This window comes from Serratia sp. CY76391, assembly GCF_052166695.1.
In the GTDB taxonomy this organism is placed as follows: domain Bacteria; phylum Pseudomonadota; class Gammaproteobacteria; order Enterobacterales; family Enterobacteriaceae; genus Serratia; species Serratia nematodiphila.
In genome coordinates, this window is record NZ_JBJNOJ010000015.1 from 65,504 (window position 1) to 81,269 (window position 15,766).

17 protein-coding genes are annotated in these 15,766 nt (G+C 58.9%); 10 read left to right on the forward strand and 7 right to left on the reverse strand.

Going from position 1 to position 15,766, the window contains the following annotated elements:
- The first annotated feature begins 23 nt into the window (after positions 1 to 23).
- Both ACJ8PN_RS23205 and ACJ8PN_RS23210 read left to right on the forward strand, forming a co-directional pair.
- On the forward strand, positions 24 to 1,265 hold the full coding sequence (locus tag ACJ8PN_RS23205) for an O-antigen ligase family protein (RefSeq protein ID WP_171454982.1): 1,242 nt from the start codon (positions 24 to 26) through the stop codon (positions 1,263 to 1,265).
- Positions 1,262 to 2,239, forward strand: a complete 978-nt coding sequence (locus ACJ8PN_RS23210) for a glycosyltransferase (protein WP_437189525.1) — start codon at positions 1,262 to 1,264, stop codon at positions 2,237 to 2,239. Before ACJ8PN_RS23205 ends, ACJ8PN_RS23210 begins: the two co-directional genes overlap by 4 nt.
- A gap of 28 nt (positions 2,240 to 2,267) precedes the next feature.
- Here the strand turns inward: ACJ8PN_RS23210 and ACJ8PN_RS23215 are convergent, their stop codons facing one another.
- On the reverse strand, positions 2,268 to 3,362 hold the full coding sequence (locus tag ACJ8PN_RS23215) for a glycosyltransferase family 9 protein (RefSeq protein ID WP_004931167.1): 1,095 nt from the start codon (positions 3,360 to 3,362) through the stop codon (positions 2,268 to 2,270).
- Between the two features lie 8 nt (positions 3,363 to 3,370).
- On the reverse strand, positions 3,371 to 4,327 hold the full coding sequence (locus tag ACJ8PN_RS23220) for a polysaccharide deacetylase family protein (protein ID WP_033631347.1): 957 nt from the start codon (positions 4,325 to 4,327) through the stop codon (positions 3,371 to 3,373).
- Positions 4,328 to 4,537: 210 nt separating this feature from the next.
- On the opposite strand from ACJ8PN_RS23220, the gene rfaQ reads away from it, so the two are divergent.
- From rfaQ to ACJ8PN_RS23235, 3 genes are read left to right on the forward strand one after another with little or no spacing between them, the layout of a single operon-like run.
- Positions 4,538 to 5,620: a putative lipopolysaccharide heptosyltransferase III gene (gene rfaQ / locus ACJ8PN_RS23225; protein ID WP_171454986.1), complete on the forward strand. Its 1,083-nt coding sequence runs from the start codon at positions 4,538 to 4,540 to the stop codon at positions 5,618 to 5,620.
- Positions 5,617 to 6,744 (forward strand): glycosyltransferase family 4 protein, encoded by a 1,128-nt coding sequence (locus ACJ8PN_RS23230; protein ID WP_004931172.1) that lies wholly within the window; start codon positions 5,617 to 5,619, stop codon positions 6,742 to 6,744. Before rfaQ ends, ACJ8PN_RS23230 begins: the two co-directional genes overlap by 4 nt.
- Before the next feature lie 2 nt (positions 6,745 to 6,746).
- Positions 6,747 to 7,850 (forward strand): glycosyltransferase, encoded by a 1,104-nt coding sequence (locus ACJ8PN_RS23235; RefSeq protein WP_171454987.1) that lies wholly within the window; start codon positions 6,747 to 6,749, stop codon positions 7,848 to 7,850.
- A 41-nt stretch (positions 7,851 to 7,891) separates the two neighbouring features.
- On the opposite strand, the gene ACJ8PN_RS23240 is transcribed toward ACJ8PN_RS23235, so the two are convergent.
- Complete coding sequence (locus tag ACJ8PN_RS23240; RefSeq protein WP_171454988.1) at positions 7,892 to 8,905, reverse strand: glycosyltransferase family 9 protein; 1,014 nt, start codon at positions 8,903 to 8,905, stop codon at positions 7,892 to 7,894.
- A 125-nt stretch (positions 8,906 to 9,030) separates the two neighbouring features.
- Here ACJ8PN_RS23240 and waaA point away from each other — a divergent pair, with 125 nt between their 5' ends.
- From waaA to coaD, 3 genes are read left to right on the forward strand one after another with little or no spacing between them, the layout of a single operon-like run.
- Complete coding sequence (waaA, locus tag ACJ8PN_RS23245; RefSeq protein ID WP_015379436.1) at positions 9,031 to 10,308, forward strand: lipid IV(A) 3-deoxy-D-manno-octulosonic acid transferase; 1,278 nt, start codon at positions 9,031 to 9,033, stop codon at positions 10,306 to 10,308.
- Positions 10,309 to 11,082 carry a glycosyltransferase family 2 protein gene (locus ACJ8PN_RS23250; RefSeq protein ID WP_171454989.1) on the forward strand — a complete coding sequence of 258 codons (774 nt, stop codon included), beginning with the start codon at positions 10,309 to 10,311 and terminating at the stop codon, positions 11,080 to 11,082.
- Between the two features lie 3 nt (positions 11,083 to 11,085).
- Positions 11,086 to 11,571, forward strand: coding sequence for a pantetheine-phosphate adenylyltransferase (coaD, locus tag ACJ8PN_RS23255; protein WP_033631353.1), 486 nt, complete (start codon positions 11,086 to 11,088; stop codon positions 11,569 to 11,571).
- A 3-nt stretch (positions 11,572 to 11,574) separates the two neighbouring features.
- On the opposite strand, the gene mutM is transcribed toward coaD, so the two are convergent.
- From mutM to radC, 4 genes are all read right to left on the reverse strand, one after another.
- Positions 11,575 to 12,390 (reverse strand): bifunctional DNA-formamidopyrimidine glycosylase/DNA-(apurinic or apyrimidinic site) lyase, encoded by an 816-nt coding sequence (gene mutM / locus ACJ8PN_RS23260; RefSeq protein WP_351109653.1) that lies wholly within the window; start codon positions 12,388 to 12,390, stop codon positions 11,575 to 11,577.
- An 81-nt stretch (positions 12,391 to 12,471) separates the two neighbouring features.
- Entirely contained in the window at positions 12,472 to 12,639 is a 168-nt protein-coding gene (gene rpmG / locus ACJ8PN_RS23265; protein WP_002442576.1) for a 50S ribosomal protein L33, read from the reverse strand.
- 11 nt (positions 12,640 to 12,650) lie between these two features.
- A complete protein-coding gene (gene rpmB, locus ACJ8PN_RS23270; protein WP_004931195.1) occupies positions 12,651 to 12,887 on the reverse strand; it encodes a 50S ribosomal protein L28 in 237 nt (78 codons plus the stop codon).
- A gap of 262 nt (positions 12,888 to 13,149) precedes the next feature.
- A complete protein-coding gene (gene radC, locus ACJ8PN_RS23275; protein WP_351109651.1) occupies positions 13,150 to 13,833 on the reverse strand; it encodes a RadC family protein in 684 nt (227 codons plus the stop codon).
- Positions 13,834 to 14,016: 183 nt separating this feature from the next.
- On the opposite strand from radC, the gene coaBC reads away from it, so the two are divergent.
- Together coaBC and dut are read left to right on the forward strand one after the other, a co-directional pair.
- On the forward strand, positions 14,017 to 15,234 hold the full coding sequence (gene coaBC / locus ACJ8PN_RS23280; protein ID WP_171455122.1) for a bifunctional phosphopantothenoylcysteine decarboxylase/phosphopantothenate--cysteine ligase CoaBC: 1,218 nt from the start codon (positions 14,017 to 14,019) through the stop codon (positions 15,232 to 15,234).
- Positions 15,212 to 15,670, forward strand: a complete 459-nt coding sequence (dut, locus tag ACJ8PN_RS23285) for a dUTP diphosphatase (protein ID WP_015379440.1) — start codon at positions 15,212 to 15,214, stop codon at positions 15,668 to 15,670. Before coaBC ends, dut begins: the two co-directional genes overlap by 23 nt.
- Positions 15,671 to 15,766: the final 96 nt, after the last annotated feature.

Here is a 15,766-nt window from a genome sequence, read left to right on the forward strand (position 1 = left end):
ACGTGAGCCGGAAAACACGCCCGATGCTAAAACTCAGAACGCCACACCCTGCCTTCAGCTATTTAATCTATCTGGGGTGCGCCATCGCTTTTTGCACCATTCCTTTCGGTTCCGCGACCGGACGCAATCTGTTTTACGTTTCCAGCTACATCGCCTTTATCGCCGTTTGCCTGTACCCGCGCTACTACTTCAGCAACGTTAGAAATCTGCTGCTGCCCGCGCTGATGTTCAGCGTAGGCATGGGAACCATCCTCTGGATGCATCACTTCAAACAGCCGGGTGACTACATCAATATTTATCGCTCTTATATGTCGACCGGCAAACTGCAGCTCGCAACCGCTTTCATCTTACTGATTGCGCTCAATGAGCGGTTGTGCGTACAGCGCCTGCTGATCGTTGTGGCTCTCGTCACCGGTCTGGCGATCAACGGTTATTCTCTCTATCAGGGGCTGCGCCTGGATATTCCGCGCGTGGAGCTCAACTTCGATCGCGCTACGGTCGCCGCCTACCTGATGACCGCCATCGATCTGGTGATGATGCAAGCCATCCTGATGCTGCGCACCCGCTACCGCCTGGTGTTGTACATCGCGGCGTTCCTGCTGTCCTTTTCTGCGCTGGTGCTCACCGGCACGCGCGCGGCCATGTTGGTCTACCCGGTAGCGGTCTGCCTGTCGCTGCTGGCGACCAAGCAGTTGGTTTCCAGGAAACACAAGCTCGCATTGGTGGCCTCGGTACCGCTGCTGCTCGTCGCCTGCGGCCTGGTATTTAAACCGCAGATAGAAGAGCGCATTCAGGCTTTTGAGACCGACATGCGCCTGATGGACCAGCCGCAGACTGAAAACTCGATCATTTCCCGGCTGTCGATGCAAACGCTGGCATGGCGTACCGGTTCACAAGCCCCTTGGGGCCAATCCGCCGAACAGCGCGGCGAGGAGATCCGTGCGATGGTCGCGCAGCAACCTCGCCTGTCTGGCGTCATGCCCTACATCAACGTCCACCTGCACAACGAGCTGCTGGAAACCTACTCGCTCAAGGGGGTCTGGGGGACGTTGCTGTTGCTGGCGCTGTATATCGGCCTGTTCTTCTCTTCATTCCGGCCGCAGCGCAACGCGCTGTTACTGAGCGTCAGCGCCAGCCTGTTCGTTTACGGTCTTAGCGACGTCATCTTCTTCAGCACGGAAGGCACCGTCATGTTCTGCCTGGCGCTGATCGCCGCCGTGCTCTCCGTGGCGAAACAGCCTTCCGCTCAGGAGCAAACCGCGTGAAGACACAGCCACCGCTGCTCAGCGTTATCATGCCGTTTTACAATAACGAAGCGTTCGTCATCGCTGCGCTGGATTCGTTATTTGTACAGATTAGCGACGATATCGAAGTGGTGATCATCGACGATGGCTCTACCGATACGTCAGGGGCGCTGGTCAGCCACTATCTGGCGCAGCGGCAGCACCCGCGCGCGGTCCTTACTTCGCAGGCCAACGGCGGCATTGCGCACGCCCGCAACGTCGGGCTACAGCGGGCCACCGGGCGCTATATCACCTTTCTCGACGGCGACGATCTGCTGAGCGACGACTATCTGGCGCTCCTGCGCCCCCTCCTGATCGCCGGTGAATATGACCTGATCGATTTTAATTATCAGAAGTTCACCGGGCATCCGCCGACAGCGGATAACCGCGCGGCGCAGCCCGTAGCCTACGACTTTTCACAGTTGGGGCTCGGCTGCCTGCAACCGCTGTTTGCACGCTCGATGTGGCATCTCTGGAGCCGGGTATATAAACGCACGCTGCTGGAAGGGGAGGCGTTCGAAGACGGCAGGCGCTACGAAGACGTGATTTTCACGCCTTTTCAGTATTTCAAAACTCGCCGCATCGCCCATCTTGACTGCGAACTCTACTTCTATCGGGACAACAGCCAGGGCATCACCCGCAATATCAAACCCAAAGATATTGAAGATCTGCTGTTCGCCATGGAGAAGATGCTGCGTTTTGTGGCGCAGCATCCCGGGGATGAGCCGCTGCGCCGGTTAGCCGCCCTGATGCTGGCCAACTGCTTTTCCGAGGTGAAAAGCATGTCGAAGGCGGTATACGGCTATTACCATTACGCGCCGGCAACGCTGCATATCCTGCGCCGCGCCGCCGCTGTCTGCCGCAACAGCGACGTGCCGGGCAAAAAAGTCCGCCAGATGCGCTATGCGCGAGTGGATACCTTTCTTTCGAAGCTGCGCGGGCGCAGGCCGCACTAATCGCATCGGCCGATGCGTCGTCGTGCCTTTAGCGCGCTAAAGGCACGTGCGCGACCAGCTCGTCATAAATCCGCTGCGGCTGGATAACCCCCATCGGGCTTTCCGCCTCCAGCGGCATCGTATAGCCGGTACGAGACACCTGAATGATGCGATGCAGTTCAGGATCCTGAATCGGCCCGGTGGAGCGTGAGTCGGCGGTCACGAACAGGCTGATGGTTTTCACCTTCAACGCCACCGCCAGATGCAACGGCCCGGTATCGCCGGTAACCAGAACATGGAAACTGTCGAGCAACGTCAGCAAACCTTGCAGCCCCGTTTTACCGATCTGGTTATCCACGCAGGCCTGCGTTTGCGGGCCGATCAGACTCAAAAACTGTTTGGCCTTGCCGTCGTCAAACGGTGCGCCAATCAGCACGATGCGTACATTTGGGTGCTTCGCCACCAGCTCATCGGCCAGCCGCGCATAGTGCGCAACCGGCCAGCAACGCGACTCCGTTGACGCCCCCAGCTGAAAACCGATGGTGGGATGCTCGCTGCTTTTGACGCCGCGCTGATAATCCACGGGAATTTCCATCGTCGGATCGTCGCTGCGGCAGCCCAAAATGGAAATCAGCTCCAGCTTGCGGCGCACGAAGTGGCCGTAATAATGGAAGACGTAGTTGGTTAGCCAAGGCTCCAGCCCGCAAATGCCTGAACTGTAGTTATCTCTGATAATGTACTTCGCCCCGGCCAGTACGGCGCTGATGATGTCATAAGGCAGATGGGAATGCAGGATCAGCGCCAAATCCGGCTGATGTTCGCGCAGCGATTTCAGCAACGGGCGCATCGTCTTGATCTTGCTGTCCCAATACACCACGCGATCGTAATAGCGGCCATTTTCCACCAGCTCGCGGTTTTTCTTGTGCACCACCAGCGTGATGTGCGCGTTGGGGTAGCGTTCCCGCATTGCCCGCAGTGCCGGCGTGTTGAACATGAAGTCGCCCAACGCCGTGGTGGAATAGATGACGATATTGTCAAACTGCTGGGCGCCGTCGAACGTCGCCTTGTCCTGAAAACGGCCGTACTTCGCCGTATAGCGCCGCAAGAACCAGTCGGCAACCTTGATTTTCCATTTCTTCGACATGTGCGTGCTTAATTCGCTTTAAGTTGATAATACTCGGCCAGCGTCATGCCCACCGTGCGCTGCTGCAGCCAGTCAAACAGCTGCTCCAGATCGCGGTACAGCCCTTCGATATCCTGCTCGGTTTTGAACGTCGGGCTGCCGCCCGGCATAAACTCCGAGGAGTGCAGCATAAACTCGACGTAGTCATGCCCCTGCGCCAACGACGTCTCGGCCACGCTTATCATCTTGGCCACGTTGCCGCCACTCGGCCGCAGCCAGTTGACGGACGGCGAACGCCGCTTGCCGCGCAGCCGGTCATAGCCCTGCTTGAAGGCATTCATCAGCGCCGAGTGCTTGTACTGGATACTCATCGGCACTTCCAGCAACGACGAAGCGCCCGGTTTGGCGATGTTCTGCGGATCGATGAAATAGGCCTGCGACGGGAACCTGCTGTAATCTGTGCCGCCGTTGCCCTGTGGATTGCCCGGCGAAAACTGCCAGTTGACCCGCGGCGTCACCGAACAGTCCACCTGATAGCCGTATTCCAGCAGCAGTGAGGCATAATATTCGTTGAACGCCCAACGGCCGGCGCGATGGCTGAGCATTTTGGTCTGGAAGGCGTCTTCCAGCAGCTTGGTCATGTGATCGACCTTGGCGCGGATCTGATCGGCGGGATACTCGATCAAATAAGGCTTGTGGCGCCAGTCGTCGTCGGTGAGCGGCGTCAGCGGCGGGCTGTTCCAGGCGTGCAGGTGCATGCCCACTTCACCCGTGCCGCGAGCGATCACGTCGCGCGCAAACTCGACGTAAGCCGGATCCATCGCCATTTCATAGTTGGTGAGATAAACCGGTTTGAAGGCGTATTTTTCGCACAATGCCTGAAAGCGCGGCAAGAAACGCGTGTTTTCGGTCGCGATGCGATCGTGGTTTTGCCACAGATTATCGCCCTCGGTATCAATGGTGATGAGAAACGCCGGTTTAGTCATGAATATCGAGCCTGATATCAACAGAATGCACTATGTTACGCAGGCCGTTTCGCCAGGGCAAACGACTTTGCTGCCTGGTTTGGACAACGTTGAAGCGCATTCGTCCCCGGCCCGGCGATTTTTTTGCGGCCCGGCAAGAAAACCTTGCAACAGTAGCCACATGCGATCGGGTCATTTAGAATCAAAGATTGGTTTCCCAGAAAGCGACTCATGATGAACGACGCGCCAGCCCCAACTTCCGCCCCATCCGTACAGCGTATTTTGATCATAAAACTGCGCCATCACGGCGATATGCTGCTGGTCACGCCAGTCATCAGCAGCCTGCGGCAAAACTACCCGCAGGCGCAGATCGATGTGCTGCTGTATCAGGAAACGCAGGAGATGCTGGCCAGCAATCCGGAACTGTCGACGCTGTTCGCCATCGACCGCCAATGGAAAAAACAGGGCACCCGCGCGCATCTGGGGCACGAGCTGGCGCTGCTGCGCCGCCTGAAGGCGCAGCGCTACGATCTGGTGGTCAACCTGGCCGATCAGTGGCGTAGCGCCATCCTCACGCGCCTGACCGGTGCGCGTATCCGTCTGGGCTTCGATTTCCCCAAACGCCGCGGCTTCCTGTGGCGCCACTGCCACACGCAGCTGGTGCCGGTCGACAATCACGCCCACCTGCATACCGTCGAACAGAATCTTTCGCTGCTGGCGCCGTTGAACCTGCCCGCGCTCAATGAACATGTGACCATGAGTTACGATCCGCAGGATTGGCAGGCTTGTGAGCAACGGTTGCAGAAACAGGGCGTCTTCGGCAGTTATATTGTGGTGCAACCCACCTCGCGCTGGTTCTTCAAATGCTGGAGCGAAGAGAAAATGGCCGCCACCCTCACCGCCTTGCAGGCCGACGGCCACCAGCTGGTGATCACCTCTGGTCCTGACGCCAGAGAACAAGCCATGGTCGAGCGCATTTTGGCGCTCTGCCCGCCACAGGGCGTGATCTCGTTGGCCGGCCAGCTGACGCTGCGCCAACTGGCCGCCCTGATCGACCACGCCAAGCTGTTTATCGGCGTGGATTCGGTGCCGATGCACATGGCCGCCGCGCTGCAAACGCCGTGCGTGGCGCTGTTCGGCCCTTCCAAGCTGACTTTCTGGCGGCCGTGGCAAGCTACCGGCGCCGTGATCTGGGCCGGCGACTTCGGCGAACTGCCCGATCCGGACGCCATCGATACCGGCACCGACGAACGGTATCTCGACCTTATTCCTACAGACGCGGTGATTGCAGCCGCGCGGAGCACGCTGGCATGAAAGCATTTCGTTTGGCGATCGTTCGCCAAAAATACCGCCCGGACGGCGGAGCCGAACGTTTCGTTTCCCGCGCCCTGGAAGCGCTGGAGCAACAGGATCTCGATCTGAACGTCATCACTCGCGAATGGCAGGGCGACGCTAATCCCAACTGGCATATCCACTTGTGCAATCCGTTAAAGCTCGGCCGCATCAGCCGCGAGCGAGGCTTCGCCGTGGCAGCCAGGGCGCTGTGGCAGAAAGAGCGCTTCGATCTGGTGCAAAGCCACGAGCGCATTCCCGGCTGCGACATCTATCGCGCCGGCGACGGCGTACACCGCCGCTGGCTGCTGCAACGCGCGCGTCTGCTGCCGGAATGGCGCCGCAAGTGGCTGTTCTCCAATCGCTATCACCGCTATGTGATGTGCGCCGAACGCGCCATGTACGCCGCGCCCGAGCTGAAAGCCGTCATCTGCAACGCCGAGATGATCAAGCAGGAAATCATCGCCGACTTTGGCGTGCCCGCCGACAAGATCACGGTGATCTATAACGCCATCGACAATCAAAAGTTCCCGCCCGCCGACGAGGCCCTGCGTCAACGTCTGCGCGAACAATATCAGATCCCGCAACAGGCGCACTGCCTGATCTTCGTCGGCTCCGGTTTCGAGCGCAAAGGGCTGGCCGCCGCCATCCGCGCCGTGGCGGCGACCGACAGCCACCTCCTGGTGATCGGTAAAGACAAAGCCGAAAAACGCTACCGGGCGCTGGCGCAGTCGCTGGGCTGCGGCGATCGCATTCACTTTATGGGCGTGCAGAAGCAGACCCTGCCGTTCTATCAGGCCGCGGACGCGCTGCTGCTGCCGACGCTGTACGATCCGTTCCCGAATGTGATTCTGGAAGCGATGTCGTGCGGCCTGCCGGTTATCACCAGCACCACCTGCGGCGGCGCCGAGTTTATCACCCCAGGCCAGAACGGCTTCGTGACCGACGCGCTCGATGTGCCAGCCATCACGGAGGCTATTCGGGCACTGCCGCGCCAGGCGCTGGGATCATCCATGGGCGAAGCGGCGAGATTGCGCATTATGACGGCTACGCCGGCGCATCTGTCCGAACAGCTGATTTCCCTCTATAACCGGTTACTGGATTAGCTATGCGTATTCTGATGATCATCGACGGCCTGCCGGGAGGCGGCGCGGAAAAAGTGGTGCTGACCCTGTGTCAGGGCATACAGCAACAGGGGCATGACGTCAGTCTGATCTCGCTGCGCGACGTCTGCAATTACCCTATTCCACCGGGCATTGATTATCAGGTGCTGGCCGATCGCAGCCGTGCCCCCTGGCGCAAGCTGACCGAGCTGCCGCGCCGTGCCGCCGCGCTGGATCGCGCGATAGCCGAACACGAGCGCCAACACGGCGCGTTCGATCTGGTGTTCTCCAACCTGCATAAAACCGATCGCATCGTCAGCCGCAGCAAGCGGTTGGCCGCGGATCGCCTGTGGTTCTGCATTCACGGCATTCTCTCCACCTCCTACCTCGGCCACCGCAAGGGTCTGGACCGCTGGCTGAAGCAACGCAAAATCGCCAACGTTTACGAGGGAAGAAATATCGTCGCCGTTTCACAGGCGGTCGGCGACGATCTGCAGCGGAACTTGCCGATCCGCCCGCGCCGGTTGGCGGTCATCAACAACCCGTTCGACATCGACGCCATTCAGCAACAGGCGGCGGCGCCTTGCGAACTGGCCGGCCAGGACTATCTGGTGCACGTCGGCCGCTTTCACACCACCAAGCGGCATGACCGCCTGTTGAAAGCCTATGCGCTCTCCGGCATTCAGGCACCGCTGGCCTTGATCGGGTCCGGTGACGACGCCAAAGTCGCCGAGGTCAAACGTCTGGCGACAGACTTGGGCATCGCAGAGCGCGTGTTGTTCCTCGGTTTCCAGAGCAATCCCTATCCGTTTATTCGTCATGCCTCGCTGCTGGTGCTCAGCTCCGACAGCGAAGGGTTTGGCAACGTACTGGTAGAATCGCTGCTGTGCGGCACACCGGTGGTCAGCACTCGCTGCCCGGGCGGCCCTGCGGAAATTCTGGAAAAAGCCGGCATGGCTGACGCGCTGGCGGAATTAAACGAAGCGTCGCTGGCAGAAAAAATGGCGGAGGTTTACGCCAACCCGCCGCAGATAAATCAACAGCAATTGCTGAGCTATGGGCTTGAGCCTATTTGCCATCAATATATTGAGCTGAAAGAAGAACAATAAAAAAATAAATAAGGCAGGGGATGCCTGCCTTATTTTCTTCGTTAGTTGAGCGCCTGCATTTTCTGCCAAACCTCATCGACAGAAACATCTTCACAGTGCCCCGATTCACTTTGCAAAATATGATGGCGGCCAGTCCATGGATGCCAGGACACTTTATCGGTATCGCCAAAGAACACCACCATGTCCTTATTCAACGCAGCAGCAAGATGCATCTGCCCACCGTCGCTGCACAGCACCCGGTCGCATAAATCAAACCCGCCCAACAGCTCACGCACCGACGCCGTCGGATAAAGCGCGACGCGTTCGTTTTGACACAGCGCCAGCAGCTGTTCGGCGCGCTGCTGATCGCCGATGTCGTCCGGTGCCAACGTGCCCTGCGGCGACCAAAAGATCAGCACGCCGGTGCGGGGATCGGCAACCAGACGGTTGATGATTTCGGCATAGCGCTCAACCGGCCAACGCCGTTTCGGGCTGCGGCTGCTGATGTGCACGGCGCAGACTCGCTCGACCGGCGGCAGACGTCCCTGCAGCCGCTGCGCCGCCAATTGCCGCTCTTCAGGCGCCAGAAACACCCGCACCGGCGGGATCGGAATGGATTGATCGGTTATCGCCGATAAATAGCTGTAGGTGTGTTCGACCTGATGGAGGCCGCGGAAATCGTCCTTGCGGAACGGGCGATGAATATCTTTCGTGCCCAAATCGGCACCGATGATATGGGTGGCACCGGCCATTTTCGCTAAACGCAGGCTGTATTTGCAAGGCACCGGGTTGGCCAGAATGACCGCATCGAACTTTATTTTGCGCAGCTTCAGGAAGATCATCATGCGTTCGAAATAAACGCCCAACGTGGTCTCATTTTTCGCCTTGTGCTTGGCCTTTTTATAGACAAAGACTTTCTCGAGATGAGGATTGTTTTTAACAACATCCTGGCTGACTTTATTGATCAGCAGATAAACTTTTGCGTCCGGATAGGCAATTTTCACCCCCTCAATCAAGGGCGTGGTGCAAACAAGATCGCCGATGTTGTCACGGCGAATAATTAAAATATTCTTCATTCCGAGCCTGTCGGCGAAATCGCTCGCCGGTTGTCTGAAACTGACACCCAAGGTTACCAAATTAGCGCCTTTCCCTTCCAGTTATGGTACTATTCCGAATAACCCATATAAATGAAATTGATAGAATGTTGCTGCGTTTATATCAGGTACTACTCTACCTCATCCAACCCCTGATCTGGCTCCGCTTACTGCTGCGCAGCCGCAAAGCTCCAGCCTACCGTAAACGCTGGGCGGAACGCTATGGCTTCTGCGCCGGGAAAGTCGTGCCAGGCGGCATCATGCTGCATTCCGTCTCCGTCGGCGAAACGCTGGCGGCCATCCCGCTGGTGCGAGCGCTGCGCCATCGTTACCCCGCTTTGCCGATAACTGTGACCACAATGACCCCGACAGGTTCAGAACGCGTCCAGTCCGCTTTCGGCAAAGACGTGCATCATGTCTATCTGCCCTACGATCTGCCCGGCGCCATGAACCGCTTCCTCGACCAGGTGAATCCCAAGCTGGTGATCATCATGGAAACCGAGCTATGGCCTAACCTGATCAACGCGCTGCATCAGCGGCAAATCCCTCTGGTGATCGCCAATGCGCGTCTGTCGGCCCGCTCCGCCGCCGGCTATAAGAAAATTGGCGGATTCATGCGCGATATGCTGCGCCGCATCACGCTGATCGCCGCACAGAACCAGGAAGATGGCGATCGATTTATCGAACTGGGCCTGAAACGCTCGCAGCTGGCCGTCACCGGCAGCCTGAAATTCGATATCTCCGTCACCCCGGAGCTGGCCGCCCGCGCCGTTACATTGCGCCGCCAATGGGCGCCGCGCCGCCCGGTGTGGATCGCCACCAGCACCCATGACGGTGAAGAGACCATCCTGCTGGAAGCGCACCGCAAACTGCTGGAAAAACACCCTGACCTGCTGCTGATCCTGGTGCCGCGTCACCCGGAACGCTTCCCGACCGCCAAAGAGCTGGTGCAGAAGGCCGGCTTCAGTTACACCCTGCGCAGCAGCGGCGAAATCCCGTCCGGCAGCACCCAGGTGGTGATCGGCGATACCATGGGCGAACTGATGCTGCTGTACGGCATCGCCGATCTGGCCTTTGTCGGCGGCAGCCTGGTGGAACGCGGCGGGCACAACCCGCTGGAAGCCGCCGCGCACGCCATCCCGGTGTTGATGGGCCCGCATACTTTCAACTTTAAAGACATCTGCGCCAAGCTTTCGCAGGCCGAAGGCCTGATCACCGTGACCGATGTCGATTCGCTGGTGAAGGAAGTGGCAACCCTGCTGACCGACGAAGACTACCGTCGTTACTACGGCCGTCATGCGGTGGAAGTGTTGTATCAGAATCAGGGAGCGTTGCAGCGCCTGCTGCAGCTGCTGGAACCGCACCTGCCGCCCCGGAGTCACTGAATGAGCAGCCGCAAAAGCCTGTCGGTGGTGATGATCGCCAAAAACGAAGCCGGGCTGTTGCCGGACTGCCTGCGATCGGTCGAATGGGCCGATGAGATCATCGTGCTGGACTCCGGCAGCGAAGACGACAGCGTCGCCGTCGCCGAAAGCCTGGGCGCCAAAGTCTTCACCCACACCGACTGGCAAGGGTTCGGCAAGCAGCGTCAGCTGGCGCAAAGCTACGCCAGCCATGACTACGTTTTGATGATCGACGCCGACGAACGCGTCACGCCCGAGCTGCGGCAATCTATCGAACAGGTGTTGAACGCGCCGGAGGACGGCGCCGTCTACAGCTGCGCGCGGCGCAACCTGTTCCTCGGCCGCTTCATGCGCCACAGCGGCTGGTATCCCGACCGCGTCAACCGCCTGTACGCCAACCAACGCTATCGCTATAACGACGATCTGGTGCACGAGTCGCTGAACATCGGCGGCGCCAAAGTCATCCCCCTCAGCGGCGATATGCTGCACCTGACCTGCCGCGATTTCTTCGCCTTCCAGCGTAAACAGCTGCGCTACGCCGAAGAGTGGGCCGTGCAGCGCCACCGGGCCGGCAAGCGCTGCGGCTATTTGTCTATCCTGACCCACACGCTCGGTGCCTTCGTCAAAACCTGGCTGCTGCGCGCCGGCTTCCTGGATGGCAAACAGGGGTTGCTGTTAGCGGTGGTCAACGCGCAATATACCTTCAATAAATATGCCGCATTATGGGCATTGGGCCGCAACTACTCAGAGAAGTGAATCATGACCAGCAAAGCCATCTATCCCGGGACCTTCGATCCCATGACCAACGGCCACCTGGATTTAGTGACGCGCGCATCACTGATGTTCGATCACGTGATTCTGGCCATCGCCGCCAGCCCGAGCAAAAAACCGCTGTTCAGCCTGGATGAGCGCGTGGCGTTGGCGACGCAGGTCACCTCACATCTGGGCAATGTTGAGGTACTGGGCTTCAGCGAACTGATGGCGCACTTCGCCGCGCACCAGAATGCCAATATCCTGGTGCGCGGCCTGCGTGCGGTGTCTGACTTTGAATATGAATTGCAGCTGGCGAACATGAACCGCCATTTGATGCCAACGCTGGAAAGCGTATTTCTGATGCCTTCCGAAGAGTGGTCGTTCATCTCCTCCTCACTGGTGAAGGAGGTCGCCCGCCACGGCGGCGATATCGCGCCTTTCCTGCCCGATGTGGTCACCCAGGCGCTGATGGCGAAACTCGCCGCCGAGTGATGCTCAGCGCTGGCAGCGGCGGCAAAAGAAGGTGCTGCGCTGCCCGTGCTTGGCGGATTGAATCGGCGTGCCGCATGCGCGGCACGGTTCTCCCGCCCGCCCGTAAACCTGCAGCTCCTGCGCGAAATACCCCGGTTTGCCATCCGACTGCAAAAAGTCGCGCAATGTCGTGCCGCCCTGCTCGATAGAGCGCTGCAACACCGCCTTGATGGTCTTCGCCAGCAGTTCCGCTTCGGCTTTGCTCAACGATCCCGCCGGACGATCGGGCAGGATCCCGGCGCTGAACAGCGATTCGCTGGCGTAAATGTTACCAACGCCGACCACCAACTTGTTATCCATCAGCCACGGTTTGATCAGCGTGCGCTTATTGCGTGATTTTTCATACAGGTAGTCGCCGTTGAACGCTTCGCTCAGCGGTTCCGGCCCCAGATGCGCCAACACGCTGCTGGTCGCCAGGTCTTCGCACCACAGCCAGGCGCCGAAACGGCGCGGATCGGTATAGCGCAGGATCATGCCGTTGCTGATCACCAGATCGACGTGGTCGTGTTTGCCGGCTTCGTCTTCGTTTTCCTCGCGCAGCATGCGCAGGCTGCCCGACATGCCCAGGTGCACGATAATCCAACCGTTCTCCAGCTCGATCAGCAGGTATTTGGCCCGGCGCTGCACGCTGAGCACCGGCCGATCGCTCAGCGTCAGGATCTGCTCGGAAACCGGCCAGCGCAGGCGCGCGTTGCGCACCACCGCATACTGAATGCTGTGGCCGACAAGATAAGGCTCTATACCGCGTCTGCTCGTCTCAACTTCCGGTAATTCAGGCATCTGGCTTCCCCTCCGACGTTTTCTACCCTTTGTAAAACAAAAAACCCGGCCAAGGCCGGGTTTTTCATTAATCCACTAAAATTATTTAATTTTAGCTTCTTTGTATACTACGTGCTGACGGACAACTGGATCGAATTTCTTCAGTTCCAATTTTTCCGGCTTAGTACGCTTGTTCTTCGTGGTGGTATAGAAGTGACCAGTACCAGCAGAAGAAACCAGCTTGATCTTCTCGCGAACACCTTTAGCCATGATTCAGTTCCTTAATACTTCTCACCACGGGCACGCAGATCGGCCAGAACCGTCTCAATACCCTTTTTATCGATAACACGCATACCTTTAGCAGATACACGCAGAGTTACAAAGCGCTTCTCAGCCTCAACCCAAAAACGGTGTGAGTGCAGGTTAGGCAGAAAACGGCGTTTGGTCGCGTTCATTGCGTGGGAACGGTTGTTACCGCTCACCGGGCGCTTGCCAGTAACTTGGCAGACTCGGGACATGTCTATTCTCCAAAAATCAAATCAGCTCGAGCTTCGTATAGGGTATGGCCGCCTCGTCAGGCTTTTAGAGCCCATCTCAGCAAACTTCATACTGAGGAGACTCTCGTCATCAGGTAGAAACCACACATCAGGTCAGAAACCTGCTGAGATAGGCTCTTGCGCCAAACCCAAGATTCTCAAAGGTGGCGTAGTATACGCTCTGAAGCGTAAGTGCTCAAGTCCCGAACAGCTAAAGATCCCACAAGGATCGCGAAAAAATCGCTTAAAGCCATCCGCGCTCGGCAAAAGAGACGCACTCACCCCGACCGATCACCAAATGATCAAGCACTCGGATCTCCAATAACTGACAGGCTTTCACCACCTGTTCCGTTATCAAACGGTCGGCATGACTGGGTTCAGCCTTACCCGAAGGGTGATTATGCGCGAGAATCAGCGCGGCGGCATTAGCCTTCAACGCTTCACGCACAATTTCTCTCGGATAGACGACGACGCTGCTGATGGTACCAGCAAACATCTCCTGATGGCGAATAACCCGATGCTGATTGTCTAAAAACAATACCAAAAAGACCTCTCGCTCGCGATGCGCCAGCAGGCTTTGCAGATAATGCTGGGTGACGCGCGGGTTGAGCATGGCGTTTTCCTGCGACAGGTGGCTGGAAAAGAAGCGCAGCGCCAGCTCGGCAATCGCCTGCAGTTGGGTATAGCTGGCGTCGCCCAGGCCTTTGTGGCTGCAAAAAGCCTGATGGTCGGCCGACATCAGGTGATAAAGCGAGCCGAATCGGCGCAGCAGTTGCTCCGCCAGCTGCATCACATGCACGCCGGGCAACCCGGTGCGCAAGAAAATGGCCAACAGCTCTACGTCAGACAGCGACGCCGCCCCCTGCATCAACAGCTTTTCACGCGGCGCCAACGCGCCCGGCCAGCACGCCACAATCGGGTTGCTCATCGTGTTCCTCCCTGAAAGGGCTACAGCATGCCATGCGCCACCCGACGCGTTCGACAGGTGTTTGATAACATTGCGAAGTGTTTCGCAAAGCACAATGTAACGCCCTGCAGCCATTGCGGAATCGCTCACCTGAACGGCGGATATGCTAAAATGGCGCATCTTTCGGCTTTCAATCGGACAATGATGATGACGGGACTTTCCGGCAAACATATTGTGCTTGGCATCAGCGGCGGCATCGCCGCCTACAAATGCCCAGAGCTGGTGCGCCGCCTGCGCGACAGGGGCGCGGAAGTGCGCGTGGTGATGACCCACGCCGCCAAGGCGTTCATTACGCCGCTGACGCTGCAGGCCGTTTCCGGCCATCCGGTATCCGACGATCTGTTGGATCCCGCCGCCGAAGCCGCCATGGGTCACATCGAGCTCGGCAAATGGGCGGATCTGGTGATTCTGGCGCCGGCGACCGCCGATCTGCTGGCGCGCGTCGCCGCCGGCATGGCCAACGATCTGCTGACCACCGTCTGCCTGGCGACCGACGCACCTATCGCCGCCGCCCCCGCCATGAACCAGCAGATGTATCGCGCCGCCGCCACGCAGGCCAACCTGCAAACGCTTCAGGCGCGCGGCATGCTGCTCTGGGGGCCGGACAGCGGCAGCCAGGCCTGCGGCGACGTCGGCCCGGGCCGCATGCTGGATCCGCTGGACATCGTCGAGCTGGCGAACGGCCATTTCTCTGTCACGCAGGATCTGCAACATTTGCAGGTTATGATCACCGCCGGCCCGACGCGTGAAGCGCTGGATCCGGTGCGTTTCATCAGCAATCACAGCTCCGGCAAAATGGGCTTCGCCATTGCCCGCGCCGCCGCCGTTCGCGGCGCGCAGGTGACGCTGATCGCCGGGCCGGTCAATTTGCCGACGCCGCCATCAGTCACCCGAGTCGACGTCACCAGCGCGCTGGAGATGGAACAGGCGGTGCAACAGCGCGCCGCTCAGCAGCAGATTTTCATCTCCTGCGCCGCCGTGGCCGACTACCGCCCCGAGCGGATCGCCGATGAAAAAATAAAAAAACAGGGTGATGAAATCGTCCTCAAGATGGTAAAAAACCCCGATATCGTCGCCGGCGTGGCGGCGATGACCAAAAATCGACCGTTTGTCGTGGGGTTTGCCGCCGAAACCCAGAATGTGGAAGAATACGCGCGGCAAAAACTGGCGCGTAAGAAGCTGGATTTGATTTGCGCTAACGATGTTTCGCTTGCAGAGCACGGGTTCAACAGCGACACCAATGCCCTGCACCTTTTTTGGCAGGATGGAGAAAAGCGCCTGGCGCTGAGCGACAAGGCACTCCTTGGCCAACGTTTAATAGACGAGATAGTCAGCCGTTATGATGAAAAAAATCGACGTTAAGATCCTCGACCCGCGCATCGGTCAGGATTTCCCGCTACCGACCTACGCTACGCCGGGCTCCGCCGGTCTCGACCTGCGCGCCTGCCTGGACAGCGCGGTGGAGCTGGCGCCGGGTGAAACCACGCTGCTGCCTACCGGCCTCGCGATCCACATCGCCGACGCCAGCCTGGCGGCGGTGATCCTGCCGCGCTCGGGCCTGGGCCATAAACACGGCGTCGTGCTGGGCAACCTGGTCGGCCTGATAGACTCCGATTACCAGGGCCAGCTGATGGTGTCCGTGTGGAACCGCGGCCAGAAGCACTTCACCATCGAGCCGGGCGAACGTATCGCGCAGATGGTCTTCGTGCCAGTGGTGCAGGCCGAATTCAACCTGGTGGAAGAGTTCGACAGCAGCGAACGCGGCGAAGGCGGCTTCGGCCACTCGGGGCGCCACTAAGCGCCACCCAATGCACGATGGCCGGCAGGGAAACGTCGCCTGAACCTTGCCTTTTCGGGGAGAAGGATGTCTCTGCGGCAAGGTTTTACCGCGACA